The sequence below is a fragment of the Streptomyces sp. NPDC002730 genome (assembly GCF_042888805.1).
Taxonomy (GTDB): Bacteria; Actinomycetota; Actinomycetes; order Streptomycetales; family Streptomycetaceae; genus Streptomyces.
In genome coordinates this window covers 297,671-321,932 of record NZ_JBIAQG010000003.1, presented here as the reverse complement: position 1 = coordinate 321,932, position 24,262 = coordinate 297,671, and the positions used below count along the sequence as shown (strand labels likewise).

General features: G+C 69.7%; 23 protein-coding genes and 2 pseudogenes. 14 read left to right on the top strand and 11 right to left on the bottom strand.

Annotated features, from left to right (window positions below; translation table 11 throughout):
• Positions 1-69 precede the first annotated feature (69 nt).
• The 3 genes from ACFYXH_RS09765 to ACFYXH_RS09755 all read left to right on the top strand — a co-directional run bounded on the left by ACFYXH_RS09765 (position 70) and on the right by ACFYXH_RS09755 (position 1,686).
• On the top strand, positions 70-765 hold the full coding sequence (locus ACFYXH_RS09765; RefSeq protein WP_389561552.1) for a hypothetical protein: 696 nt from the start codon (positions 70-72) through the stop codon (positions 763-765).
• A gap of 119 nt (positions 766-884) precedes the next feature.
• Positions 885-1,367, top strand: coding sequence for an SseB family protein (locus tag ACFYXH_RS09760; RefSeq protein WP_389561551.1), 483 nt, complete (start codon positions 885-887; stop codon positions 1,365-1,367).
• A 43-nt stretch (positions 1,368-1,410) separates the two neighbouring features.
• On the top strand, positions 1,411-1,686 hold the full coding sequence (locus ACFYXH_RS09755) for a hypothetical protein (protein WP_389561550.1): 276 nt from the start codon (positions 1,411-1,413) through the stop codon (positions 1,684-1,686).
• A gap of 61 nt (positions 1,687-1,747) precedes the next feature.
• On the opposite strand, the pseudogene ACFYXH_RS09750 reads toward ACFYXH_RS09755, so the two are convergent.
• Positions 1,748-2,179: pseudogene (locus ACFYXH_RS09750) on the bottom strand (ATP-binding protein).
• A 360-nt stretch (positions 2,180-2,539) separates the two neighbouring features.
• Between ACFYXH_RS09750 and ACFYXH_RS09745 the strand changes: the two are divergent.
• Positions 2,540-3,379 carry a hypothetical protein gene (locus ACFYXH_RS09745; RefSeq protein WP_389561549.1) on the top strand — a complete coding sequence of 280 codons (840 nt, stop codon included), beginning with the start codon at positions 2,540-2,542 and terminating at the stop codon, positions 3,377-3,379.
• A gap of 227 nt (positions 3,380-3,606) precedes the next feature.
• Positions 3,607-4,182 carry a hypothetical protein gene (locus ACFYXH_RS09740; protein ID WP_389561845.1) on the top strand — a complete coding sequence of 192 codons (576 nt, stop codon included), beginning with the start codon at positions 3,607-3,609 and terminating at the stop codon, positions 4,180-4,182.
• 92 nt (positions 4,183-4,274) lie between these two features.
• On the opposite strand, the gene ACFYXH_RS09735 is transcribed toward ACFYXH_RS09740, so the two are convergent.
• On the bottom strand, positions 4,275-4,691 hold the full coding sequence (locus tag ACFYXH_RS09735) for an ATP-binding protein (RefSeq protein ID WP_389561548.1): 417 nt from the start codon (positions 4,689-4,691) through the stop codon (positions 4,275-4,277).
• A gap of 123 nt (positions 4,692-4,814) precedes the next feature.
• Here ACFYXH_RS09735 and ACFYXH_RS09730 point away from each other — a divergent pair, with 123 nt between their 5' ends.
• The gene (locus ACFYXH_RS09730) at positions 4,815-5,669 is read left to right on the top strand and encodes a helix-turn-helix domain-containing protein (protein ID WP_389561547.1); all 855 of its coding nucleotides are present in this window, start codon (positions 4,815-4,817) and stop codon (positions 5,667-5,669) included.
• Complete coding sequence (locus ACFYXH_RS09725) at positions 5,666-5,860, top strand: DUF397 domain-containing protein (protein ID WP_389561546.1); 195 nt, start codon at positions 5,666-5,668, stop codon at positions 5,858-5,860. The genes ACFYXH_RS09730 and ACFYXH_RS09725 overlap by 4 nt, the downstream gene beginning before the upstream one ends.
• Before the next feature lie 191 nt (positions 5,861-6,051).
• Here ACFYXH_RS09725 and ACFYXH_RS09720 read toward each other — a convergent pair whose 3' ends face one another.
• On the bottom strand, positions 6,052-6,876 hold the full coding sequence (locus ACFYXH_RS09720; protein WP_389561545.1) for an LLM class F420-dependent oxidoreductase: 825 nt from the start codon (positions 6,874-6,876) through the stop codon (positions 6,052-6,054).
• A gap of 113 nt (positions 6,877-6,989) precedes the next feature.
• Between ACFYXH_RS09720 and ACFYXH_RS09715 the strand changes: the two genes are divergently transcribed.
• From ACFYXH_RS09715 to ACFYXH_RS09695, 5 genes are all read left to right on the top strand, one after another.
• Positions 6,990-7,334, top strand: coding sequence for a hypothetical protein (locus tag ACFYXH_RS09715; protein ID WP_389561544.1), 345 nt, complete (start codon positions 6,990-6,992; stop codon positions 7,332-7,334).
• Between the two features lie 142 nt (positions 7,335-7,476).
• Positions 7,477-8,994: a CehA/McbA family metallohydrolase gene (locus ACFYXH_RS09710; RefSeq protein ID WP_389561543.1), complete on the top strand. Its 1,518-nt coding sequence runs from the start codon at positions 7,477-7,479 to the stop codon at positions 8,992-8,994.
• An 81-nt stretch (positions 8,995-9,075) separates the two neighbouring features.
• The gene (locus tag ACFYXH_RS09705; RefSeq protein WP_326650652.1) at positions 9,076-9,516 is read left to right on the top strand and encodes a DUF3995 domain-containing protein; all 441 of its coding nucleotides are present in this window, start codon (positions 9,076-9,078) and stop codon (positions 9,514-9,516) included.
• Positions 9,517-9,565: 49 nt separating this feature from the next.
• The gene (locus tag ACFYXH_RS09700) at positions 9,566-10,006 is read left to right on the top strand and encodes a sigma-70 family RNA polymerase sigma factor (protein ID WP_326655264.1); all 441 of its coding nucleotides are present in this window, start codon (positions 9,566-9,568) and stop codon (positions 10,004-10,006) included.
• Positions 10,003-10,482, top strand: a complete 480-nt coding sequence (locus ACFYXH_RS09695) for a hypothetical protein (protein WP_389561542.1) — start codon at positions 10,003-10,005, stop codon at positions 10,480-10,482. Before ACFYXH_RS09700 ends, ACFYXH_RS09695 begins: the two co-directional genes overlap by 4 nt.
• An 82-nt stretch (positions 10,483-10,564) precedes the next feature.
• On the opposite strand, the gene ACFYXH_RS09690 is transcribed toward ACFYXH_RS09695, so the two are convergent.
• From ACFYXH_RS09690 to ACFYXH_RS09655, 8 genes and pseudogenes are all read right to left on the bottom strand, one after another.
• A complete protein-coding gene (locus ACFYXH_RS09690; RefSeq protein ID WP_389561541.1) occupies positions 10,565-11,038 on the bottom strand; it encodes an HIT family protein in 474 nt (157 codons plus the stop codon).
• A gap of 162 nt (positions 11,039-11,200) precedes the next feature.
• The gene (locus ACFYXH_RS09685; RefSeq protein WP_389561540.1) at positions 11,201-12,652 is read right to left on the bottom strand and encodes an aldehyde dehydrogenase family protein; all 1,452 of its coding nucleotides are present in this window, start codon (positions 12,650-12,652) and stop codon (positions 11,201-11,203) included.
• Positions 12,653-12,786: 134 nt separating this feature from the next.
• Positions 12,787-14,520 (bottom strand): annotated as a pseudogene (locus tag ACFYXH_RS09680) (amidohydrolase family protein); the annotation flags it as partial.
• Positions 14,521-14,825: 305 nt separating this feature from the next.
• Complete coding sequence (locus ACFYXH_RS09675; protein WP_389561539.1) at positions 14,826-15,947, bottom strand: LLM class flavin-dependent oxidoreductase; 1,122 nt, start codon at positions 15,945-15,947, stop codon at positions 14,826-14,828.
• A gap of 98 nt (positions 15,948-16,045) precedes the next feature.
• Positions 16,046-16,807, bottom strand: a complete 762-nt coding sequence (locus ACFYXH_RS09670; RefSeq protein WP_389561538.1) for an SDR family NAD(P)-dependent oxidoreductase — start codon at positions 16,805-16,807, stop codon at positions 16,046-16,048.
• A gap of 10 nt (positions 16,808-16,817) precedes the next feature.
• Positions 16,818-17,723, bottom strand: coding sequence for an LLM class F420-dependent oxidoreductase (locus ACFYXH_RS09665; protein ID WP_389561825.1), 906 nt, complete (start codon positions 17,721-17,723; stop codon positions 16,818-16,820).
• Positions 17,724-17,885: 162 nt separating this feature from the next.
• Complete coding sequence (locus ACFYXH_RS09660) at positions 17,886-18,299, bottom strand: PaaI family thioesterase (protein ID WP_389561537.1); 414 nt, start codon at positions 18,297-18,299, stop codon at positions 17,886-17,888.
• 559 nt (positions 18,300-18,858) lie between these two features.
• Positions 18,859-20,079 (bottom strand): amidohydrolase family protein, encoded by a 1,221-nt coding sequence (locus ACFYXH_RS09655; RefSeq protein ID WP_389561536.1) that lies wholly within the window; start codon positions 20,077-20,079, stop codon positions 18,859-18,861.
• A 193-nt stretch (positions 20,080-20,272) separates the two neighbouring features.
• On the opposite strand from ACFYXH_RS09655, the gene ACFYXH_RS09650 reads away from it, so the two are divergent.
• Together ACFYXH_RS09650 and ACFYXH_RS09645 are read left to right on the top strand one after the other, a co-directional pair.
• Entirely contained in the window at positions 20,273-21,040 is a 768-nt protein-coding gene (locus ACFYXH_RS09650; protein WP_389561535.1) for a polysaccharide deacetylase family protein, read from the top strand.
• Between the two features lie 165 nt (positions 21,041-21,205).
• Positions 21,206-24,151 carry a BTAD domain-containing putative transcriptional regulator gene (locus tag ACFYXH_RS09645; protein WP_389561534.1) on the top strand — a complete coding sequence of 982 codons (2,946 nt, stop codon included), beginning with the start codon at positions 21,206-21,208 and terminating at the stop codon, positions 24,149-24,151.
• Positions 24,152-24,262 lie beyond the last annotated feature (111 nt).

Here is a 24,262-nt window from a genome sequence, read left to right as displayed (position 1 = left end):
CCTACGCCTAGGCATGCTGGGCACAACCACGCATGTCCGGGCCGTGCGATGGGCCGTAGCTTCGGTCCCATGATCGACGACCTTGAGATGTCCGACTCCCCCGCGAGGGCGGTGGTCCGCAGGGCTCTCGACGTGGCGTGGTGGGCGTTCATCGTGCTGATTTCCGCGCCGCTGCTGCTTGTGCTCGGCCTGGTCATCACGTACCAGGTGGAGCGCGCCACACCGGAGGACTACCCCCGCGTCGCCCCCGAGGAGATGATGCGCCGCGCCACCGGCCGCTCCCAGGACGCGTACGAGGTGCTGGGCTTCGACCGCGTTGTGCCGCCGGGTGTGGTGGAGCCCGGGGTGGGCACGGAGAACTATCTCTCGACCGACTTCTGCCACCCGGGCGGGCTCGAGGGCATGGCCGATGATCCGGTGGACGGGGCGTACGGGCTGCACCACGGCTGGGCCCTGGACAAGGTCTCCGAGAAGGAGGCCCTGCCTGCGTTGCGGAGGTTGCACGACCATTTGAAGGACACGGGCTGGCATATCAGCGAGTACGGGGAGTTCCAGACCGGCGACGAGTGGAACCTACGGGCAGAGCGGGACGGCGGGGCGGGAGACGGCGGGAACGAGACGCTGTCCTTCACCTGGCGTGCGGAGGACCAGCGGTTCTCCGGGGGCAGCGGGATGCCCTGTGCGTACGACCCCAAGGAGGCGTACGGCGATTCGCTGACCGGCGTCCATCCTCCGGAGCTCCGTCCGGGCGGGGGCCAGGACTGACGTCACAGGCGTCACCGAGGTAACCGGATTGTCGCTTCAGCAAACGTTGCTGATATCCCACGATTTGATCGTTTCGATTCCATTGCATTCGAAAACTGGTTCGTGGCAACATGCCGTGCATGACCAGCAACGGGGACGGCATATCAGAGCCCGAACAGCCCTTGCGGCTGATGGATTTGGCCGATTCGGTACCAGATTCAACTGCCGTAGGGACTGCGCCAACGGTTCCCGCCGAGGCCCAACTCACCCGGGCTCGCAGGGAATTTGCAGTATTGCTCGGGGAATTCCGGCGTACTGCGGTACTGGTGCCGATCGATCCGTACGGGAGCCTGTGGACCGCGGACCGGGGCGGGGTTCGCTGGATCTGCGCGTTCTCGGACAAAGAGGCGCTGGCACGATTTGCACGTGCGCAGGGGGACGCCGAGCGGGAGTGGACGTACCAAACGATCCTGGGCGCGCGGCTGCTGGATGTGATGGTGCCGATGGTGCCGGGGCCGGCAGGGGTGGCGCTCGACGCGGGCAGTGACGAAGGCATGTTGTTCCCGCCGGTCCACGGCATCGTGCCCGACGCCGCGGCGGTAGATCTCGGGGGGATGGAATGAGAGGTAGCGATCCTGATCTCGCGGCGCCGGAAGCAGCGTAGAGTTGGGACTGCTACTTAGCTACAACAGCGAAGGGCGACTCGAATTCATCGAAGTCACGCCAGCTGCCGAAGTCACCTTCAACGGAGTTGGGCTGATCGGACGTCCTCTCAATGAAGTCGTCACTGAGCTCGCAAGTCATGGCGCGTACGGCGAGTCGGATTCATTCGGCGCGGAATTTACGCAGAGTGGATTTTCCCTTTTCGCCCCAAATGTCGATGCCGACGAGACCGCCATCGTCGAGGGCGTCTCAGTGTTCCCTCGCGGATACTACGGATAGCAATGAGTTCTACCCGCTTCCTGGCAGACCCAATTGCCCTCGCATCCACCGTGCCTCCGTTTCAGGCCGGCGCGCAGGACCACCTTCCTTGCCCAAGCGGCAGTTCGGCCCAGACCGTCTTGACAATGACACGGTCGGCGACACCCCAGTGCGTCGACAAGGAGGAGGCCGCGGCCCGTCTCCGAGTCGGGTGTCGGCGGTTTCGGGGCCGGTTCGCGGTCACCTCGGGCGTCCGAACCTCGATGCGGAGGGTCGTTGGGCCGAGCGCGAGGCGTAGCTCGAAGTCGCGGCCCGGGACGCGGGCATGGGTGACCGCGTTCGCCGCGAGTTCGGCCACGATCAGCGCGGCCGAGTCGGAGAGGTCACTCCCGTACGGGATGCCCCAGCCGTCGAGTTGGTGAACCGCGAGGTGGCGCGCCAGGCGGGCGCCCCTCCGCGTGGCGCTGAAGCGCTGCGTGAACTCGGCGGCGGGGGCGGCGGTTTCGGCTTTCATGTCACTGAGCGTGGTCGGTTCGCCGTACCCTGACCAGGAGCGAGATCGCGACGCTAGGTAACTGTACGGGTACGGACGGCGGGCTGTACGGGACGTCGGCCGTGACCGAGAAAGCGGTACGGCATGACAGAAGAGCGGCCGGATCACGCTGCTCGCCGCCCCTGTCCGCAGCCGCCCTCGTTCCCGTCTTCGGGCAGCCGCGGGCCGGGGCGCCGACGGTTCAGACGCCCCGGGCTCCACGGACTGCGTGTACCCGTCCAGCACCCGCAGCGCCTCCGACTCCCCCGCCGGCGGGAGCTGCGACACGACCTCCTCCAGGCCTTCGAACGACCGCTCCCGAAGGTCACATATCGTGTAGCCATGGCCATGCCACCTCCCCACCAGTCCCCCGGTCCGTACGGACCTCCGCAGCCCAACCCCTACGCTCAGCAGCCCTACCCGCACCCGCCCTACCCGCAGCAGGGCTACCCGGGACCACAGGGATACCCGGGGCAGCCGGGCCAGCCCGGGCAGGGCGGGTGGGGACAACCGCCGGCGGGGCCGCCGCGGCGCAAGAATCACACCTGGCTGATCGTCGGTATCACCCTTGGGGCGGTGGCCCTGGTTCTCGCCCTTTCCTACATCGGCAACCTGGGCAGCGACTCCGGGCGCCCCGCCAAGACGTTTCCCGAGGCCAAGTACCGGCTCACGGTCCCAAAGACCCTCCTGGCCAACGAGTACAAGCTGGTCAAGGACGGGTCGGCGGACGCCGACGCCGAGGCTCAGAAGAAGGGTTACGGGGCCGGTCCGGACGCCCGCAATGTCAAGGCGGTCATCGGCTCGTACACCGGTACCGCCACCGACGCCGCTCGCGGCCTCGTACTGACCGGCATGTACGGACAGTTCAACGATCCGGATCAGGCACGCGACAGTCTGCTCGACGGCATGAGAAAAGCCGATGGGATGGACGAACCCAACCCGCCAAAGACCATCACGCCGCCCGGCTCGGACGTCGACATGACCTGCACGGTCATGCTTTCCACGGACAAAGACGGGACTTCCACCGTCCCGGTGTGTGCCTGGGGCGACGACAACACGGCGGCCTATGTCGCTTTCCTCACCCCGGCCTCCGCAAAGCAGGACCCCGACACAGTCGACCTCAACGCGACCGCGCAGCAGGCTCTGAAGGTGCGCGGCGAAGTACGGCTGCCCATCGGCTGATCCGACGCCCGGAGCGGGGCCCGTCCCGGTCCGCCTCCGCCGCCACCTCCCCGGAGGGCGGCTGCTGGCCGGGACGCCCACCGTGCGGCCCCAGCAAGCGCCTTCGTGACTACCGCAAGGCGGGTCTTACCACGCCGTCGAGAACGCGCCCCGAGACGGCCGAGCCGCTCGGGCGCCGCACGGCGAAACTCCGCCTGGCGGCCGACGGCGACACGGTCGTCGAGCGCGTGACCTTCACCTGGGACGGCATGATGCTGTGCGAACAGACCTTCGTCACAGGAGTTACCGCATCCTGTCACCCTGACCTGGGACAGCTCCGCCGCCGCACGCTCGGAAGCCCAGCCGTCGAAGTCGGTCACCGAGCGGATCATCTTGCCCTCGCTGCCAGGCAAGACCATGGCCCGCAGCTCAGTCGGCCCGACATAGCGATAGCTCCGCCCCGTTTTCACACAGGCCAACCCAGCCACGTCTACGAATGGGCTGCCGTCGACCTGTCCGACCCCGCCCCTGGCAGTCGTCAGCTTCTGATCCACCGCAACCGCACGACCGGCGAACTCGCCTACTGCCGCTGTCACTCAGTATTCGGTCCGGTCACCGCGCGCGGCGACCGTTTACCCGGCGGCGCCCAGGCGGCGGTGAAGCTCCTCCTGCGAGACGTCTTCCTTATGGGTCAGCTGGATGCCGGTGACGTGATCTCCCTCAACGTCTTCCAGACCACCGGAAACAGCGCCACTTCGAACAGCCTGTTTGCTGGAGCCACCTATCTCGCTCCGCAGCTCCAGGCGGAGTGGCTCGCGCCGTAGACAACACCTCGGTCCGCAGGATTCTGTGACGGCCTACCGGTCAGTCCGGCAGGCCGTCTCACTGGGCCTCAGAAAGACACTGTCGAGTCGGCTCACCGCAGCGCCAGCTCCGCCCAGACCGTCTTGCCGACCACACGGTCGGCCGTGCCCCACGTCGTGGCGAGTGCCTCGACCAGCAGCAGGCCGCGCCCCGTCTCCAAGTCGGGGGTGGGCGGCCTCGGGGTCGGTTCGCGGTCCCCACGGGCGTCCGAGACGTCAATGCGGAGGGTCTTCGTAAAGAGCGCGAGGCGCAGCTCGAAGTCGCGGCCCGGGACGCGGGCATGGGTGACCGCGTTCGCCGCGAGTTCCGCGACGATCAGCGCGGCCGAGTCGGAGAGGTCGCTCCCGTACGGGATGCCCCAGCCGTCGAGTTGGTGGACCGCGAGGTGGCGGGCCAGGCGGGCGCCCCGGCGCGTGGCGCTGAAGCGCTGCATGAACTCGGCGGTGGGGGTGGCGGTTTCGGCTTTCATGTCACTGAGCGTGGTCGGTTCGCCGTACCCTGACCAGGAGTGAGATCGCGACGCTGGGTAACTGTACGGGTGCGGACGGCGGGCTGTACGGGACGTCGGCCGTGACCGAGAAGGCGGTACGGCATGACGGAAGAGCGGCCGGAGCGGCCGGCTGAAGTGGACGGGACGGCGCATCTCTTCAGCGCTCTCGGCAAGCAGATCAAAGTGCTGCGGGAGAACGCCTCGATGAGCCAGCGGGAGCTGGGGGTGGCGGCGCACTGTGGGGAGGACCTGATCTCCGCGATGGAACGGGGCGTACGGACACCGCAGCCCGACTTCCTTGTGCGGGCTGATGAGTTGCTCGCCGCCGGGGGTGTGCTTAAAGCCGCGGTGGAGGACGTGAGAGAGGCACAGAGCAAGGCACGGACGCGGCATCCGGACTGGTTCCGGGACTTCGCGAAGGCCGAGGCAGAGGCCGTCGCACTGCACGAGTACAGCAACCAAGCCGTGCCTGGGCTCCTGCAGACCGAGGAGTACGCACGGGCCCTCTTCACCCAGCGGCGACCTCTGCTTGACGAGGCGACCATCGAAAAGCGGGTGACGGACCGGCTTGCCCGTCAGCAGATCTTCGAGCGCTGGCCTGCACCGACCTCCAGCTATGTGCTCGAGGAGGCCATGCTGCAACGGCCGCTCGGTGGACGGACGGTCCATGCCCACCAGTTGCGAAGGCTATTGCGCATCGGACGTATGCGGACGGTAGAGCTCCAGGTGATGCCGACTGATCGCGAGGAACACTCAGCAATGGACGGCGCGTTCACCCTGCTGACTCCCAAGGGACGACAGCAGGTTGCGTACATGGAGATCTACGGGCACCCCAGGTTGATCACCGATCCGGAGGTGGTCCACGTCTTCACCGAACGCTATGGGATTATCCGGGCGCAGGCTCTCACGCCCCGGGAGTCACTGGCTTTCATCGAGAAGATGCTGGGAGAACGATGAGCACCGAGCAACTCCACTGGTTCAAGAGCAGCTACAGCGGTGCCGAAGGTGGCACATGCGTCGAGGTCGCCGCCTCCCCTTCCGCCATTCACGTCCGGGACTCCAAGAACCTCCAGGGTCCCCAACTCGCCGTCGCTGCCGCCACCTGGTCCGCCTTCGTTTCGTACGCGCGGCGACACCCGACCGGCTGAGGTCCCCGCGTGTCTGACTGATTCGGCGACGACCTGTCGGCAAGCTCGGGCCACGTGACCACATTACGACTGATCGCCATCGCCCTACTGACCGTCGCCGCCGTGCCCGCCGCCGCCCTGCTCCCCGCCGACGGGCCCCGCACCGGCGCGCCCACCGTGCAGGCACCCGGTGCTCCCGGTGCTCCCGGGGGCTACAGGTACTGCGCGTACTCGTCCAGCACCCGCAGCACCTCCGGCTCACCCGCCGGCGGCAGCTGCAGCACCACTTCCTCCACGCCCAGCTCCACGTAGTGCGCCATCTTCCCGGGCGTCGGCAGGACCGCGTACGGCACCACCTGCAAGCTCTCCGGGTCGCGGCCCGCAGCCGACCAGGCCTCCCGAAGCACCGGGACCGACTCCGTCAGGCCCCGGCCGCCGATCGGGAGCCAGCCGTCCGCGTACTCCGCGATGTGCGAGAAGAGCTTCGGGCCGGCCGCTCCCCCGATGAGCGTGCGCGGGCCGCTCACCGGCTTGGGGTAGGCGTAGGAGGCCCTCACGGAACCGAACTCGCCCTTGTACGGGGTCGGTTCCGCCGCCCACAGCGCCCGCATCAGCGCCATCCGGTCCCGGACCAGCTCGCGCCGCTTCGTCCACTCCACGCCGTGGTCCGCGGCCTCCTCCTTGTTCCAGCCGTAGCCGAGGCCGAGCGTGAACCGGCCGCCCGACAGATGGTCGAGGGTCGCGATCTGCTTGGCCAGGTCGATCGGGTCGTGCTGGGCGACGAGTGTGATGCCCGTGCCGAGGCCGAGCCGCGACGTGACCGCCGCGGCCTGGCCGAGTGCGACGAACGGGTCGAGGGTGCGGCCGTACTCCGGCGGCAGCTCGCCACCCGCCGGGTACGGGGTCGCGCGCTCCACCGGGATATGGGTGTGTTCCGGCAGATAGAGCCCGCCGAATCCGCGCTCCTCCAGCTCGCGCGCGAGCCGCACGGGCGTAATCGTCTCGTCCGTGAGGAAGATCGTGGTCGAGATCCGCATACGGAACCTCCGTCATCGTCTGTGGTGGCGGCCCAAACGTATGCCGTACGGTGCCACATGCCGAGAGCTCGGCAACCTAAGCAACGACAGCAACCACGGGGAGAAAACACATCATGATGCGTATCCGCATCGCCACCACCGCACTTGTGCTGACCGGGGCACTGTTCGCCGGCGCGCCCGCCGCATCGGCGGCCTACGCACCCACCGCGGCCGTCGCCGTGCAGAAGACCGTGCAGAAGTCCGCGCAGAAGACCGCCGCCGCGCCCGGGGCCGGGTCGTCCGTCGCCAAGGCGTCGACGACCGTGAGCACCCTGAGCAAGGTCGGCAAGAAGAGCAAGAAGAAGAAAAAGAAGAAGAGCGGCCTGTCCGCCGGCCTGATCATCGGTCTGATCCTCGGCCTCGCGGTGCTCGTGATCATCGTGCTGCTGCTGATGCGGCGCAACCGGAGTGACGCCTGAGCCGTAACGGTGGCCGGAAATCCCACTTGAAAGCCAGGAGCAACCCGGCACGCCCCTTCCCTTGCCCAGCAGTTCACGGCTCAATACCAGGGTTCGAGTACATCACTCCTGTCCCTCTCACCACCCCTGGGGAGCCGACGGCATGTGCAACGACGAACACGCGATGGACAGACGCGGACTGCTCGTGACGGGAGCCGCTGCGGCGCTTACGTTGGGCACTGTGAGCTTCGCGAACGCCGCGCCGAACAACGGTGGACAGACCAACAGCGAACCCAGCCAGGTCGTGCGCGGCACGCTGCCGCCCGGCTCCCCCGACTTCGTGTATCTCCCGGTCGAGATCCCGAAGGGCGTACGCGAGATCCACGTGGCGTACACCTACGAGCGGCCCGTCGTTCCGCCCGGCACGCAGGGCAACGCCCTCGACATCGGCATCTTCGACGAGCGCGGCACGGAGCTGGGCGGGGACGGCTTCCGCGGCTGGTCGGGCGGCGCGCGCACGGAGTTCTTCATCCGCGCGGACGAGGCGACGCCGGGCTATATCCCGGGCCCGGTACACGCAGGCACCTGGAACATCGCGCTGGGCCCGTACACCGTCTCGCCGCAGGGTCTCGCGTACGAAGTCACCATCACGCTCCGGTACGGCGCGCCCGGCAAGACACCCAAGCCGGTCTATCCGCCGGAGCGGGCCAAAGGCCGCGGTCGCGCCTGGTACCGCGGTGACTGCCATCTGCACTCCTGGTACTCGGACGGCAAGCGCACCCCCGCCGAGATCGCGGCGCTCGCCCGTGCCGCCGGGCTCGACTTCATCAACACCTCCGAGCACAACACGCACTCGGCGCACGCCCACTGGGCCGACCAGGCGGGCGACGACCTGCTGATCCTCACCGGCGAGGAAGTCACCACGCGCAACGGCCACGTCGTCGCGCTCGGCACCGACCCCGGCACCTTCATCGACTGGCGCTACCGGGCCCGCGACAACCGCTTCGGCCACTACGCGCGCGAGATCAGGCGCTCCGGCGGCCTGGTCGTGCCGGCCCATCCGCACGCCACCTGCATCGGCTGCAACTGGAAGTTCGGCTTCGGCGAGGCGGACGCGGTGGAGGTGTGGAACGGTGCGTACACGCCCGACGACGAGGTCTCGCTGCAGTCCTGGGACAACGCACTGGTCGCGTCCGTACGCTCCGGACGGCGCTGGACCCCGGCGATGGGCAACAGCGACGCGCACCGCGACCCGGACCCCGTCGGCACTCCGCAGACCGTGGTCCTCGCGGACGACCTGACGCGCGAGGCGATCCTCGACGGCATCCGGGCCGGGCGCAGCTATGTCGCCGAGTCGAAGGCGGTGTCGCTCTCCTTCTCGGCGGCGGGCGGCCGCGGCCGCCATGCGGGCATCGGCGAACGGCTGCACGTCGACGCCGACGACCCGGTGACCCTGCGCCTGGAGGTCAGCGGCGCCCCGAACTGCTCGGTCCGCTTCGTCACCGACCAGGGTGTGCTGCACACGGCGGCGCTCCCGGCGACGGGGACGGGCACGGTGGAGTGGCACACGACGGCGGCGTACGCGGCGTATGTACGGGCGGAGGTCCGGCACGCGGCGGTGATCCCGGGGCTGCCGGGGCCGTTGGCGGCGTTCACCAACCCGGTGTTCCTCGGCGCCTGACCCGCTTCGCGAACTCGTCGGAACGAATCGCCGGTTCGGCTCCTCTGTGGGGTGACGCATCCGCTCACCGAGGAGGTCCTCATGGAAACGAACCGGCGTGCCGCCGCCCGGGCTGTGGCGGGCGTACTGACCGCCGACGGGCTGCTGCACGTGTTCTGGGCGACCGGCAGCCACTGGCCGGCCGACGACCCGAAGGCGCTGTCGTACGCGGTGCTCGGTGCCGATGTGCCGTTCACCCCGCCCGTGCTCCTGCCGCTCGCCGCGCTGCTGTTCACCGCGGCGGGCCTGGTGACCGCGCGCGCCCGGCGCCGGGGGCGACTGCTCCAGGCGGCCACCGTTGCCGTTGCCTGCGGTACGGCACTGCGTGGGCTGGTCGGTCTGGCCTGGGCCTTCGGGGTACGGGCGGGCCTCGACGACGGCGCCGGATCCACCTTCTACTGGCTGAACCTGGCGCTCTACACTCCGCTGTGCCTGGCTCTGGCGGCCGCGGCACTGCGCGTGGCGAGGGAGCGGAGTGAGTGACGACGTCCAGCGGCTGGTGCGGGCCGCGCAACGCGGCGACACCATCGCGATGAACGACCTCCTCGACGTCCTCACCCCGTACGCGGGCCGCATCTGCACCCCGATCGCGCTCGCCGACGGCCCGGACGCCGTCCAGGAGACGCTGGTCGCCGTCTTCCGAGGGCTGCGTTCCCTGAAGGAACCGGCGGCGCTCTACGGATGGGTGCGGGCGATCGCCTGCCGGGAGGCGGTCCGGGTCGCCCGCAGGTCCGCCCGTTCAGTACCGGCCGATCTCACCACCCTCCCCCAGCGGGGCGATCCTCAACTCGCCGCGGACATCGGGGACGTACTGACCCGGCTCTCGCCCGAACACCGGGCGGTCCTCGTCCTGCGGGACATCGAGGGCCTCGACGAACAGTCCGCGGCCGAACTGCTCGGCCTCCGCGTCGGCACCGTCAAGTCACGGCTGCACCGGGCCCGGGACTCCTTCAGGAAGGCGTGGTCATCGTGACAACCGTCAACTGGCCGCCCGCCGCGGGCCTCGACCCGGTGCGGCGGCTGTACGCACTGGCCGCCGGCGTCCCCGGCGCCACGATCACCGAGCGCGAGATCGAGGCGGACTACGCCGAGGTCTGGCCGCTCCTCGCCGACCTGGACGGCGAACTCGCCCGCCTGGTCCCGGACATGCGCCGGCTGCGGGTGACCCGTATCGACGGCGACCGCGTGGAGGCGGTTGCGCGGAGCCGCTTCGGCATGCGGGCCCGGTTCGACGGCGTACTGCGCCCGGGCTGGGTCTGGCTCCAGAGCCGCTTCATCCTGATGGGAGTGGCGGCGATCCCCTGCGGCGAGGGCCGCACCCGGGTGGCTTTCACGGGCGGCATCCGCATCCCGGGACGCGCGGCGCTGATCCCGCTGGGGGTGGGGCGCGCGGGGCGCAGGGTGCTGGGACGGCTCGAGAGGCGGGTGGCGGCGGGGCGAACGGGGTGAGGGCGGTCGGCTGCAGCCGCGGGCACACTCCGTGGGCGCCCGCTTGCCCGCTCGGCCGCTCGGCCGCTCAGACAGAGAAGCCTCAGCCAGCAGCGAGAACCGTCCGCAGGCGAGCACACACATCGGCCACGGCCGCCTCGTCCGGCAGCTGCCCTGCCTCGAGCATGGCCATCTGCAGCGCGGGCCCGTAAGCGTCGTACCGGGCGAGATCGTCCTTGAGCGCGGGTTGCACCACGAAGTGGATGTGCCCCGGCACTGCGCCGGCATGGGACCAGAGGCAGACGTAGACCTGCTCAGGCTCCATCGTCTCCGTGACCGCGGAACTGACCCTCCGTAGCAGCGGGCCGAGTTCGCCGGATTCCTCGGCTGTCAGATCGGCCACGTGGATCACGTGCCTGATCGGCTTGACCACCAGCGTCCCCAGGCCCAGCGGCCCCACGCAGTGCTCCACGACCCACGTGCCGGTCCGCAGGATCGGGCCACCCGGCAAGAAGTCAGTACCGGCCGTGAGCCCACAAGCCAGGCACGCCTGATCGGTATCCGGATCCTCAACCAACGCTGCCACCGCCCCAGTTCGGAAGGTGACAGCGTTTCCTGAAGCCGCGAGGAGATCAACCCGTGGGGCCTGGTGGCCGGTCACCGGCACCCAGCCATCACCGGACTGCCAACGGGTTCTGATCACGAGGCGTGTCGCGGCGCGCTGGGCCGGCGTCGAGCCTCAGCCGGGCCACACCACCGCCTGCAGCTCGCTGTACGCCTGCAGCGCGTACGAGCCCACATCCCGCCCGACCCCGCTCTTCTTGAACCCTCCGAACGGCGCCTCCATGTTCCGGCCGATGGTGTTCACCCCGACCCCGCCCGCCCGCAGCTCTCCCGCCACCCGGAACGCCCGCGCCACGTCCCCCGACCAGACATAGTCGATCAGGCCGTAGTCGCTGTCGTTCGCCAGCGCGATGCCCTCGTCCTCGTCGTCGAAGGGGACCACGACCACCACCGGGCCGAAGATCTCCTCCCGCACCACGCGCATGTCGTTCGTGCAGTCCGCGAACAGCGTCGGGGCGACATAGAAGCCCTTGTCGTACGCAGGTCGCTCGCCGCCCGCAACCAACCGAGCGCCTTCCTTCCTGCCCAGTTCGACGTACGACTCGACCCGGTCACGGTGGGCCGCCGAGATCACCGGGCCGACCACCGTGCCCTGCGCCGCCGGGTCGCCGACCTTCATACGGGTCAGACAGCCGGTCAGCTTCTCGACCAGGAGGTCGTGAATCCCGCGCTGCGCGATCACCCGCGTCGGCGCCGTACAGATCTGGCCGCTGTAGAAGGAGAACGTCGTGCCGATGCCCATCACCGCTGAATCCACGTCCGCGTCGTCGAAGACGAGCGCCGCGCCCTTGCCGCCCAGCTCCATCAGCTGCCGCTTCATCCCGCGGCCGCAGACTTCCGCGATGCGCTGTCCGACCGCCGTCGAGCCGGTGAAGCTGACCATGTCGACGTCCGGGGAGTCGACGGCGGCCTCGCCGACGGCGGGTGCGGAGCCGGTCACCACGTTCACGACGCCGGGCGGCGCGCCCGCCTCCGCCAGGGCCTCGGCCATCCTGTAGACGGACAGGGGATCCTGCGGGGCGGGCTTCACGACCACCGTGTTGCCCATGGCGAGCGCGGGAGCGACCTTGCCGGCCGGGTTCGCCCAGGGGTTGTTGTACGAGGTGATGCAGGTGACGACGCCGACCGGGCGGCGTACCGCGAGCGCCCCGAAGACGCCCGCCTTCCCCATCGGTCCCGCGGCGTTGATCTGCGGGGGCAGCCCCTCCTCCACGGGCTCCAGCGCGCCCTTCGCGTACCGCCGGAAGCGGGCCGCGCCGACGGCGACCTGCATACCGCGCGCCGTCGCGGTCGTCGCGCCGCTCTCGGCCTGCGCGAGGCGGGCGTACGGCTCGGCCTCGCGCTGGATGACATCGGCGGCCGCGTCCAGGATCCGGGCGCGCTCCTCCGGTTTCGTACGCGACCAGGCGGTGAAGGCCTCGCGGGCGGCGGCGGCCGCCGCGTACACCTGCTCGCGGCTCGCCTCGGGCGCGAGCCCGACGACATCCTCGGTGGCCGGGTTGACGACCTCGTAGTGGCCGCCGTCCGGCTCGACCCACTCCCCGCCGATGAACAGCTTCTGCCGCACCGGTTGCCGCACCGTCGGCTCGGGCCCACCCCGCCCCGCCGTCACTGGAGTTCGCCCTCCCCTGCCGCATCGGCTGTCCCGTGCGGCCTGCTTTCCGGCCGGGGGTCCGGGGGTTGTCCCCCGGAAGGATGCAGCGTACTCACGGTCCTCGTGTCACGGCCGGACCTGAGCACCGTGCCCGGTACCGCGCCCGTCACCTCGTCGTCCCGTATCGTCTCGACGCCGTTGACGCGCACCGACACGATGCCGATGGCCTTCGCGTCCAGGCGCGGGCTGTCGCCGGGCAGATCGTGTACGAGCGTGGCCGGGCCCGCCTCGATCCGTTCCGGGTCGAAGAGGACGAGGTCGGCGTGCCAGCCTTCCTGGACACGGCCGCGTTCGCGCAGACCGAAAAGTTGTGCCGGGTCGTCGGTCAGCATCTTCACGGCCTCCTCGAGGCCGATGAGCTTCCGGCCGCGCAGACAGTCGCCGATGAAGCGGGTCGTGTACGGCGCTCCGCACATCCGGTCCAGGTGCGCGCCCGCGTCGGAGCCGCCGAGCATGACGTCCTCGTGCTGCCAGGTCTGCCGGCGCAGTTCCCAGGAGTCGGGGTCGTTGTCGGTGGGCATCGGCCAAAGGACCGTACGCAGCTGGTCGTTGGCGCAGATCTCCACGAGGCAGTGGAAGGCGTCCTGGCCGCGCTCGGCGGCGATGTCCTTCACGACGCGCCCACTCAGGCCCTCGTTCTCCTTGGAGTATGTGTCGCCTATGACATAGCGGCCGAAGTTCGCGAGCCGACGGAAGACGCCGGCCTCCTTGGACTCGGCGTGGCGCAGCATTTCGGCGCGTACGTCCGCGTCGCGGAGTTTCGCGATCCGCTCGGGGACGGGGAGGGAGAGGACCTCGCCCCAGCCGGGGATGAGGTTCAGTGCGCAGAAGGTGCCCAGCGACATGTTCATCGGCGTGAGGATCGGCATGGTCAGCGCGACGATGCGGCCACCGGACTTCCTCGCCCGCTCACTCGCCTCGAGCTGGCGCGGCACGCGCTCGGGCGCGGACGCGTCGATGGTCAACACATTCCAGTTCAACGGCCGTCCGGCCGCGGCGCTCATCTCGACGAACAGGTCGATCTCCTCGTCGGCGAACTGGTCCAGGCAGCCCGCGACAATCGCTTCCAGCTGGGTGCCTTCGTGCTCGGCGACGGCCCGCGAGAGGGCGAGGAGCTCTGCGGGCTTCGCGTGGCGGGATGCGACCGGCTCTCCGTCGCCGTCGGAGTGGGTGGAGGACTGGGTGGTGGAGAGCCCCCACGCCCCCGCGTCCATCGCGTCGTGGAAGAGCCTGAGCATGTCGTCGAGCTGCTCGGGCGTGGGTTGCCCGCCGACCGCGTCGGGGCCCATGACATGCCGGCGCAGCGCGCAATGACCCACCATGAAGCCCGCGTTGACGGCGATCCGGCCTTCCAGGGCGTCCAGATACTCGCCGAAGGTGTGCCAGCTCCACGGCGCGCCCTCCTCCAAGGCGACCAGCGACATGCCCTCCACCTTGGACATCATGCGGCGGGTGTAGTCGGCGTCCTCGGGGCGGTCGGGGTTGAGCGGGGCGAGGGTGAAGCCGCAGTTGCCGCCGGCGACGGTCGTCACTCCGTGGTTCATGGAGGGGGTGGCGAACGGGTCCCAGAAGAGCTGGGCGTCGTAGTGCGTGTGCGGGTCGACGAAGCCGGGGGTGAGGACGAGCCCCGACGCGTCCTCGCTCGTCCTGGCCTCCTCGGCGACGGTCCCGGGTTCGGCGATGAGGGCGATGCGCCCGTCCCGTATCCCGACGTCGGCGAGGTACGCGGGCGCGCCGGTCCCGTCCACGACGGTCGCCGAGCGAATGAGGTGGTCGAGCATGACGGGTCCCTCCAGCGCGGGGTTGGTCGTTGTCGGTCGTTCATGGCTCCGGCCGGGGCGCGTGCGGCAGGCCGCTGCCGACGGGCACCCGGCCGGAACCCGGGGACGGCGGTCCGGGAGGCCGCCGCCGTTCTGTGGGCGGGTGGCTTTTCCCCACCCCGCCCCTTCCCGAACTGGGGGCTCCGCCCCCGGACCCCCGCGCCTCAATCGCCGGCGGGGCTGAAGTTTGGGCGTCCGGGGTCCGGGGCGGAGCCCCGGTCAAGGGAAGGGGCGGGGTGGGGAACAGACCCGCCGCAGGCGGACCGTCAGCCCGCCGCCTGGCGGAAGCGGGTCGTCCGATGCACCGGGTCCGTGTCGATCTGCGGGATCACATGCTCACCGATCAGCTTGATCGTGTTGATGGTGTCCTCGTACGAGATCCCGATCGGAAGTCCGAAGGAGAGCTGGTCCGCGCCCGCCTGCTCCCAGCGCTTGCACTGCTGCAGCACCTCGCCCGGGTCGCCGCAGATCATCAGCTCCTCCGCGATGAGCAGCTCGATGATCTCCGCGCTGTACTCGGGCAGCAGCTCCGGCCACTCGGGGATGCCCTCGGGCCGCGGGAAGGTGTCGTGGTAGCGGAAGAGCAACGACTGCAGATAGTTCAGTCCGCCGCCGACAGCTATCTCGACGGCCTTGTCGTGCGTCTCGGCGCAGATCGCCGTCGACGTCACCATCACATTGTCGTTGACGAAGTCGCCGATCGCCTTCGCCTCCTTGACGGCCGTCTTGTACGACTCGACGACCCACTCCATGTCGGAGACCTTCTGCACGCTGAAGCCCAGGACGCCGAGGCCCTTCTTGCCCGCCATGGCGTACGAGGACGGGGAGCCGGCCGCGTACCACATCGCCGGGTGGGACTTCCCGTACGGCTTCGGCAGAATCTTCCGCGGCGGCAGCGACCAGTGCTTGCCCTGGAAGCCGACGTACTCCTCCTGGAGCCACATCTTGGGGAACTCTGCGATGGTCTCTTCCCAGAGTTCTTTGGTGTGGTTCATATCGGTGATGCCGGGCATGAAGCCGAGAATCTCGTGGCTGCCGGCGCCGCGGCCCGACCCGAACTCGAAGCGTCCTTCGGAGAGATGGTCGAGCATGGCGACCTTCTCCGCGACCTTCACAGGGTGGTTCACGGGCGCCAGCGGGTTGAAGATGCCCGAGCCCAGATGGATCCGGTCCGTCGCGTGTGCGAGGTACCCGAGGTACACATCGTTCGCCGACAGATGCGAGTACTCCTCCAGGAAGTGGTGCTCGGAGGCCCAGGCGTACTTGAAGCCGGACGTGTCCGCCTGGATGACGTACTCGGTCTCCTCCATCAGCGCCTTGTGCTCCGCGAGCGGGTCGGTCTCGGCGCGCTTGCCGACGTATCCCTGTACAAAGAGCCCGAATTCCAAAGGGGTTCACCGTCCCTTTTGCTTTCTGACGTACCGTCAGATCTCGATGCGGTCGACTGTTCCACCGCCTGCGCGAGGCGTCAATACCTGACGTCCAGTCAGAAAAGGCTCACTCCGGCGAGCCAGCCGCCGTCGATGACGAACGGCTGCCCGGTGATGTACGAGGAGTCCTCGCTGCTCAGGAAGAGCACCAGCTTCGCCACCTCCTCCGGCTCCCCGACCCGGCCGAGCGGCACGAGCTTCCGGTACAGCTCGCTCACCGCCGCCGGGTCCACGCCGTCCGGGTTGCTCATCGGCGTGTCCACCGCACCCGGGCAGACCGCGTTGACGCGGATCTTCCTGGCGGCCAGCTCCAGCGCGGCGACCCGGGTCAGGCCGAGGATCGCGTGCTTGGTCGCGGCGTACGCACCCACGCCGGCCATGCCCGTCAGGGCCGTGTACGAGGCTGTGTTGACGATCGTCCCGCCACCGGCCGCCTCGATCTCGGGCGCGACGTTACGTATGCCGAGGAAGCAGCCGATCTGATTGACCTGGATGATCTGCTGGAACTCCTCCAGCGGCGTGGAGACCAGCTCGTTGAAGCGCAGGATGCCCGCGTTGTTGACCAGCCCGTCGATCTTCCCGAACGCGTCCTTCGCCGCGGCGACGGCGGCGGTCCAGTCGGTCTCCCGGCTCACATCCAGATGGACGTACGCGGCCGTGCCCTCACCCAGCTCCTTGGCGAGAGCCTCGCCCTGGTCGTCCAGCACATCGGCAAGCACCACCTTCGCGCCCTCCGCCGCGAAGAGCCGCGCCTCCTGCTCACCCTGCCCGCGCGCCGCGCCCGTGATGAGGACGACGCGTCCGTCGAGCTTTCCCATCCCACTCTCCTCAGTTCAGGTGCGGAGCAACGTCGGCGGCGAAGGCCGCCATCTGATCGGTGAGTTCGGCGCGGCTCCGGCTGCGGAACCGGACCTGGATCTGGCGCACGCCCATCGCGGCGTAGGCGCGCAGCGACTCGGCGAGGGCGTCGGGCTTTCCGGTCAGGGTCCGCCGGCCGGTGTCCCAGTCCGGCTCGCCCACGTACAGCGGCTCGGTGATGGCGCCGATCTCGATGGGATCGGTGACGCCTGCTTCCTCGCGCAGCGTCCTCAACCTGGCGATCTGGGCGGGGAGCTTGCCTCGTGGGTCGCCCTGGGGCAGCCAGCCGTCACCCCGTACGGCGGCCCGGCGCACGGCGGCGGGCGAGGAGCCGCCCACCCAGATGGGTATCCGCTGCTGAACGGGTCTGGGCCGCTGCCCGAGCCCGCTGAAGGAGAACCGCTCGCCGGCGAACTCGGGGTACTCCTCCGGGCCGAGCGCCGCCCTGAGCGCGTCGATGGTCTCGTCGAGAACGGGCCCGCGCGCGGCGAAGTCCACGTCGAGCGCCTCGAACTCCTCCTGCACATGCCCGGCCCCGACCCCGAGGATCAGCCGTCCGCCGGAGAGGTGGTCCAGGGTCGCGTACTGCTTGGCGCTCAGGAGCGGGTGCCGCAGCCCGACGACGGCCACATGGCTGAGCAGCAGCACGCGCTCGGTGATCCCCGCGAGGTAGGAGAGCGTGGCGACGGGGTCGTACCAGACGGTGGACATGGCACCGGCGAGCCGGCGCGGGATCGCGACATGGTCACAGCTCGCGAGATACGCGAACCCGGCCCGGTCGGCGACCCTGGCGATCTCGGCAAGATCCTCGGCTCCGGCGCCGGTCTCCCACGGCTCCGCGTAGATGGTGCTCTGCGACTGGATAGGGAGCTGCATCCCGTACGACAGCCGCCCCTCGGGCAGTACGTGCACGGCGCCGCCTCCTCGCCTGATCTGACGCTTCGTCAACTATCCGGACGGGGTCATCGTCATACCTGACGGTTCATCAGACAAGGGGTGCGGTGACGTGAGTGCGGGTGCCTGCCTGGGGGCGTCGCCTCAGCCGAGCAGGGCGTACACGGCGGAGGCCCGCGCTGCGACGTCCTGCGAGCCGTCAGCGGTCATGGTGACGTCCGCGAACGCCATGCGGCGGCCGAGCTTGGTGATCCTGACGTCGATCAGGACGTCCGTGCCGGTGATCGCGCGCTGGAAGGTGCTGGACTGCTGGACGGTCGTCATCGGCGCGAAGCCGCTGAGGGCGGAGGCGACGGCGACGACGGTGGCGGTGTCGGCGGCGGCCATGAGCGCCTGCCCGGACAGGGCACCGCCTTCCCGGGCGAGGCGATCGCTCCAGGGGAGGCGGAGGATCGCATGCCGTTCGCCGGCCTCGACGACGGAGAGCCCGAGGTCGAGCACCCAGGGGGCGAAGTTGTCGGCAAGGATCTTGTCGGCTTGAGCGAGGGTGAGCGTCATCCCCCGATAGTGGCAGTTGCCCGGTCATGTGGTCGGGGTGGGCCGGGGACGTTGTCGGAGTCACCCGGTCATGTGGTGAGCGTGGGCCGGGGGCGTTGGTGGTTGCTGTCCGTGGGTGGTTTCCACCGGCGAACCGCTGTACCCCCGCGGCGAGTGGTCTTGTCTCGTTCGGGTGGGGAGGGGCCGTGCAGGGTCGGCCCCGCAGGGGATTGGCGGCAAAACCGGGGTCACGCACCAAGAGCCTGTACGCCGCCGACCCCGAGGAGTCGAGCCCGGAGGGGCACCGGAGCCCGCACCCGACAAGTCCGGACGACCCCGCCGGAGGCAACCCGCACCCGACAAGACCGGACGACCCCGCCGGAGGCAACCCGCACCCGACAAGACCGGACGACCCCGCCGGAGGCAACCCGCACCCGACAAGACCGGACGACCCTGGGCCCGGGCAACAAGCACCCGCCCCCCGCCGGAGGCAACCCGCACCCGACAAGACCGGACGACCCTGGGCCCGAGCCACAAGACCCCGCACCCCCGCCGGAGGCAACCCGCACCCCGCCGGAGGCTACGCGCCCGGCCACAGGCCGTCCGACGTCAGGCCCAGCATCTCAATCGCGTTGCCGCGCACTATCCGGTCCACCACATCCGGCGCCAAGTGGCCCATCTGGCTCTCCCCGACCTCCTTCGACTTCGGCCACGTCGAGTCCGAGTGCGGATAGTCCGTCTCGTACAGCACGTTCCCCACTCCGATCGCGTCCAGGTTCTTCAGCCCGAACGCGTCATCGAAGAAGCACCCGTACACATGCTCCGCGAACAGCTCCGACGGCGGCCGCAGCACCTTGTCCGCCACCCCGCCCCACCCCCGGTTCTCCGCCCAGACCACATCCGCGCGCTCCAGGATGTACGGGATCCAGCCGATCTGGCCCTCCGCGTACATGATCTTCAGACCCGGGAAGCGTTCGAACTTGCCGCTCATCAGCCAGTCGACCATCGAGAAGCAGCAGTTGGCGAACGTGATCGTCGACCCGACGGCGGGCGGCGCATCGGCGGACGTCGACGGCATCCTCGACGACGAGCCGATGTGCATCGCGATCACCGTCCCCGTCTCGTCGCACGCCCGCAGAAACGGGTCCCACTCGTCCGTGTGCACCGACGGCAGCCCGAGGTACGGAGGTATCTCCGAGAAGGCCACCGCCCGCACGCCCCGCGCCGCATTGCGCCGGACCTCCTCCGCCGCCAACTCCGCGTCCCACAGTGGGATCAGGGTCAGCGGAATCAGGCGCCCGCGCGCCTCGGGGCCGCACCACTCCTCCACCATCCAGTCGTTGTAGGCCCGCACCCCGAGCAGCCCCAGTTCGCGGTCCTTCGCCTCGGTGAAGGTCTGGCCGCAGAAGCGCGGGAAGGTCGGGAAGCAGAGCGCCGACTGGACGTGGTTGACGTCCATGTCGGCGAGGCGCTCCGGCACGCCGAACGAGCCGGGCCGCATCTGCTCGTACGTGATGACCTCGAGCTTGATCTCGTCGCGGTCGTAGCCGACCGCCGTGTCGAGGCGGGTCAGCGGCCGGTGCAGATCCTCGTAGACCCACCAGTCGCCGATCGGCCCGTCGTCGCCCTTCGCCCCCATCACCGGGGCGAACCTGCCGCCCAGGAACGTCATTTCCTTCAGCGGCGCCCGGACGATGCGCGGGCCGATGTCCTGGTACTTCGACGGGAGCCGGTCCCGCCAGACGTTGGGGGGCTCAACCGTGTGGTCGTCCACCGAGATGATCTTCGGGAAGGTCTCCATGCGCCCCACGGTAGCGCCAATCTGACGAGCCGTCAGCTAGCGGGACGGCACGGAAAACCTCTCGGACGAGCGCCCGCGGTTCACTATAAACCCCGTCTATACATCGTGTGTATAGTGCGATGACGTGCGCGGCCGGTCAGCGGCAGAGCGCCGTATTCCGTGTGCCCGCCATCCACCGAGGGGGATATTCGCCATGCCCGGAAAAAGGACGAAAGCGAAGGTCACCGCCGCCGCGCTCGCAGTCGCCGCCCTGGCGCTGACGCTCGGCGGCTGTTCGATGGAGACCACCTCACCGGGCGCCGCCAGGAGCCACGCGGCCTCCGACGCCAAGCCGCAGTCCGCCGCGGGCGTCGACTGCGGAAAGGCCACGTGCATAGCCCTGACCTTCGACGCCGGGCCAGGCAAGGACACGGCCCGACTCCTCGACACCCTGAAGGAGAAGAAGGTTCACGCAACCTTCTTCCTGCTCGGCAAGAACCATGTGCTCAAGCACCCCGACCTCGTACGCCGAATAGCCGACGAGGGCCATGAGGTGGCCAATCACACCTGGTCGCACCGTCGGCTCGACGAACTGAGCGCCGACGAGATACGCGATGAGCTCTCCCGTACGCAGGAGGCCATCTCCGAGATCACCGGCCGCAGGCCCACTCTGATGCGCCCGCCGCAGGGCCGTATCAACGACGACGTCACCAAGGTCAGCCGGGAGCTCGGCCTCGCCCAGATCCTGTGGAGCGCCACCGCCAAGGACTTCTCCACCACCGACTCCGAGCTCATCAAGAACCGGATACTCGACCAGGCGGGGCGCGACGGCATCATCCTGCTGCACGACATCTACGACGGAACCGTGCCCGCCGTGCCCGGCATCATCGACGAGCTGAAGAGGCGCGGCTATACCTTCGTCACCGTGCCCGAGCTGCTCGCGCCCGGCAAGGCCAACCCGGGAGAGGTGTACCGCCCGTGACGGGAGCTTCCGGCAGAGATCACGGACGGAGATCGGCAACAGAGGGTTAGCTCACAAGCTGACGCGGGCAGGGGCGATGTGGAGGTGCCCCGCTGCTGACGGGGCCACCATGCACAGGGCAGACTGTCGAGGGCGATTCCGGCAGTACGGGGGCAGGGAGCAGCTATGGACCGTGACAGCGGGCCACGCGTACCGGAGCAGCGGACTCCGATGCAGAGCAGCATCATTGACCTGCGCTTCAGCGTGCTCGGCCCGGTGCGTGCCTGGCGCGGCGGGGAAGCTCTGCCGTCCGGTTCGCCGCAGCAGCGCGCCCTGCTGGCCGCGCTGTTGCTGCGCGACGGCCGCACCGCGACCGCTTCCGAGCTGATCGACGCGATCTGGGGTGAGGACCCTCCTTCGCAGGCGCTCGCGGCGGTGCGGACGTACGCCTCGCGCCTGCGCAAGGTGCTGTCCGCGGACGCGCTGGTCAGCGAGTCGGGCGGCTATGCGATACGGGTCAGGGGCGACGCCCTCGACCTCGCGGTGGCACAGGAGTTGGCGGCGGAGGCGGACAAGGCGCGCGCGGCCGGGGACCGCAACCAGGCCCGCGCGCTGGTGGACAAGTCGCTGGGCCTGTGGGACGGCGAGCCGCTGGCCAATGTGCCGGGGCCGTACGCCGAGAACCAGCGGGCCCGGCTGGAGGAATGGCGGCTCCAGCTCCTCGAGACCCGGCTCGACCTCTGCCTGGAGGTCGGCGCCCATGCGGAGGCGGTGTCGGAGCTGACCGCGCTCACCGCGGCGCACCCGCTGCGGGAGCGGCTGCGCGAGCTTCTGATGCTGGCGCTGTACCGCAGCGGACGCCAGGCCGAGGCGCTGGCCGTGTACGCCGACACCCGCCGGCTGCTCGCCGAGGAACTGGGCGTCGACCCGCGCCCGGAGCTCGCCAAGCTCCAGCAGCGCATTCTGCAGGCCGACGCGGAACTGGCCCGGCCGAGCGAGGAGCCGGCCCGGGCCCCGCATGTCGCCCGGCCCGCGCAACTCCCCGCCACAGTGCCGGACTTCACCGGACGTGCCTCCTTCGTACGCGAACTGGGTGACCAGCTGGCCACCGCCGAGGGCTCCGTCATGGCGGTCTCGGCGCTCGCGGGCATAGGCGGCGTCGGCAAGACGACTCTCGCGGTCCATGTGGCCCACGAGGCCCGGCCGCACTTCCCGGACGGCCAGCTGTACGTCGACCTGCAGGGCGCGGGCAATCGCGCCGCCGATCCGGAGACGGTCCTGGGCGCGTTCCTGCGGGCCCTCGGCACCGCGGACTCCGCCATTCCGGACTCGCTGGACGAGCGGGCCGCGCTCTACCGCTCGACGCTGGACGGCCTGCGCGTCCTGGTCCTCCTCGACAACGCGCGGGACGCCGCCCAGATCCGTCCGCTGCTGCCCGGCACGGCGGGCTGCGCTGCGCTGGTCACCAGCCGGGTCCGGATGGTGGACCTGGCCGGGGCGCACCTCGTCGACCTGGATGTGATGTCGCCGGAGGAGGCCCTGCAGCTCTTCACCAAGATCGTGGGTGAAGAGCGGGTCACCTCCGAGCGTGAGGCGGCGCTCGATGTGGTCGCAGCGTGCGGGTTCCTGCCGCTCGCGATCCGTATCGCGGCCTCGCGCCTCGCGGCCCGCCGTACCTGGACGGTCTCGGTGCTGGCAGCGAAGCTCGCCGACGAACGCCGCCGCCTGGACGAACTGCAGGCGGGCGACCTCGCGGTCAAGGCCACCTTCGAACTGGGCTACGGCCAGCTGGAGCCGGCCCAGGCCCGCGCCTTCCGCCTCCTCGGCCTTGCCGACGGCCCGGACATCTCGCTCGCCGCGGCCGCGGCGGTGCTCAACCTCCCACCCCAGGGGACGGAAGACCTGCTGGAAGCACTCGTCGACACCTCGCTGCTGGAGTCGGCGGCGCCGGGCAGGTACCGCTACCACGACCTCGTACGGCTCTACGCGCGTGCATGCGCCGAGCGGGATGAAGAGCCGCCCGAGGAGCGGGAGTTGGCGCTGTCCCGGCTGCTGGACTTCTATCTGTCGACGGCTGCACGGGTGTTCGCGATAGAGCGTCCGGGCGACCGGCTGGTGGCCCACCTGGAGCGTACGGAGTACGAGGGCCTGGTTCTCACGGACCGGCAGGACGCACAGGACTGGCTGTACACCGAGGCGAACTGCCTACTGGCGTGTGCTCAGCAGTCCACCGGAAGTAGCCGGTTGCGGCGGACTGTCGACCTGCTGTGGGCCGCCAAGGACCTGGCGGAGTCGGGCACCAACTCCAAGCTGTACGAGGCCGTGGCCCTTTCCACGCTCGACGCGGCCCGCACCGTCGGCGATGTCCGTGCCGAGGCGCGCGCGCGGACCTCGATAACCAATGTCCATCTGGTGGCGGGCCGTTATGAGCAGGCCGACGAGGAGGCCAAGCAGGCCGCCGTGCTCGCGAAGTCCGCGCAGGACCCCGCGCCCATCTACTGGTCGGACAACGACCGCGGCATCATCGCCTTCAACCAGGGGCGGCACGCCGAGGCCGAGGAGCATCTGCGCCGGGCGATGGAGGGGTCCCGCGCCGACGAGAACCGTCCCGGCGAGGCGAGTGCGCTGTGCAATCTCTCGCGCATCCAACTGTCCCAGGGACGTACGTCGCAGGCCATCGCGCTCGCCGAGCAGGGAGTCGACGTCTACGACCGCATAGGACACACGTTGCGGCTCGCAAATGCCCGCTACGCCCTGGGAGTCGCGCTCACCCACGCGGGCCGCCACACCGAGGCGCTGGATCAGCTTCACGAGGCCTTGGACAGCTTCGAGACGAACCGGCAGCGTCTGTGGGAGGGGACCACACTCTTCCGCATCGCGCAGGCGCACCTCACGGCCCGCCGCCCGGCGCGAGCTGCCCAGCACGCCGAACAGGCACTCGCGATCGGCTGCATCGGCGGCGACCGGACCCGGGCCAACGTACTGATTACGCTGGGCAGGGCGCTGGACAGCCTCGGCCAAGCGGACCGCGCGCGTGCCTGCTGGCGCGAGGCGTTGTCCCTGCACGAGCAGTCGGGTGCCGCGGAAGTGGAGGAAGTACGCGGGCTACTTGCCCCTCTCAGCGCAGCGTGAGGGCCCCCCGCCAGGGCGTTCATTGAACGTTTATGCTCATCCGACATGCTCAGTGCATTCGATCCGTCGCGTCGGGGGGCAGGCGGATCCCGGGACCTACACCTCCGCGTG

What these genes read in the sequence shown, in the direction of transcription:
- ACFYXH_RS09765 (WP_389561552.1), top strand. Translation starts at nt 70, where the DNA reads ATGATCGACGACCTTGAGATGTCCGACTCCCCCGCGAGGGCGGTGGTC.
- ACFYXH_RS09655 (WP_389561536.1), bottom strand. Translation starts at nt 20,079, where the DNA reads ATGGAGACCTTCCCGAAGATCATCTCGGTGGACGACCACACGGTTGAG.
- ACFYXH_RS09715 (WP_389561544.1), top strand. Translation starts at nt 6,990, where the DNA reads ATGATGCGTATCCGCATCGCCACCACCGCACTTGTGCTGACCGGGGCA.
- ACFYXH_RS09645 (WP_389561534.1), top strand. Translation starts at nt 21,206, where the DNA reads ATGGACCGTGACAGCGGGCCACGCGTACCGGAGCAGCGGACTCCGATG.
- ACFYXH_RS09760 (WP_389561551.1), top strand. Translation starts at nt 885, where the DNA reads ATGACCAGCAACGGGGACGGCATATCAGAGCCCGAACAGCCCTTGCGG.
- ACFYXH_RS09660 (WP_389561537.1), bottom strand. Translation starts at nt 18,299, where the DNA reads ATGACGCTCACCCTCGCTCAAGCCGACAAGATCCTTGCCGACAACTTC.
- ACFYXH_RS09745 (WP_389561549.1), top strand. Translation starts at nt 2,540, where the DNA reads ATGGCCATGCCACCTCCCCACCAGTCCCCCGGTCCGTACGGACCTCCG.
- ACFYXH_RS09700 (WP_326655264.1), top strand. Translation starts at nt 9,566, where the DNA reads ATGAACGACCTCCTCGACGTCCTCACCCCGTACGCGGGCCGCATCTGC.
- ACFYXH_RS09670 (WP_389561538.1), bottom strand. Translation starts at nt 16,807, where the DNA reads ATGGGAAAGCTCGACGGACGCGTCGTCCTCATCACGGGCGCGGCGCGC.
- ACFYXH_RS09710 (WP_389561543.1), top strand. Translation starts at nt 7,477, where the DNA reads ATGTGCAACGACGAACACGCGATGGACAGACGCGGACTGCTCGTGACG.
- ACFYXH_RS09665 (WP_389561825.1), bottom strand. Translation starts at nt 17,723, where the DNA reads ATGCAGCTCCCTATCCAGTCGCAGAGCACCATCTACGCGGAGCCGTGG.
- ACFYXH_RS09720 (WP_389561545.1), bottom strand. Translation starts at nt 6,876, where the DNA reads ATGCGGATCTCGACCACGATCTTCCTCACGGACGAGACGATTACGCCC.
- ACFYXH_RS09725 (WP_389561546.1), top strand. Translation starts at nt 5,666, where the DNA reads ATGAGCACCGAGCAACTCCACTGGTTCAAGAGCAGCTACAGCGGTGCC.
- ACFYXH_RS09705 (WP_326650652.1), top strand. Translation starts at nt 9,076, where the DNA reads ATGGAAACGAACCGGCGTGCCGCCGCCCGGGCTGTGGCGGGCGTACTG.
- ACFYXH_RS09730 (WP_389561547.1), top strand. Translation starts at nt 4,815, where the DNA reads ATGACGGAAGAGCGGCCGGAGCGGCCGGCTGAAGTGGACGGGACGGCG.
- ACFYXH_RS09735 (WP_389561548.1), bottom strand. Translation starts at nt 4,691, where the DNA reads ATGAAAGCCGAAACCGCCACCCCCACCGCCGAGTTCATGCAGCGCTTC.
- ACFYXH_RS09650 (WP_389561535.1), top strand. Translation starts at nt 20,273, where the DNA reads ATGCCCGGAAAAAGGACGAAAGCGAAGGTCACCGCCGCCGCGCTCGCA.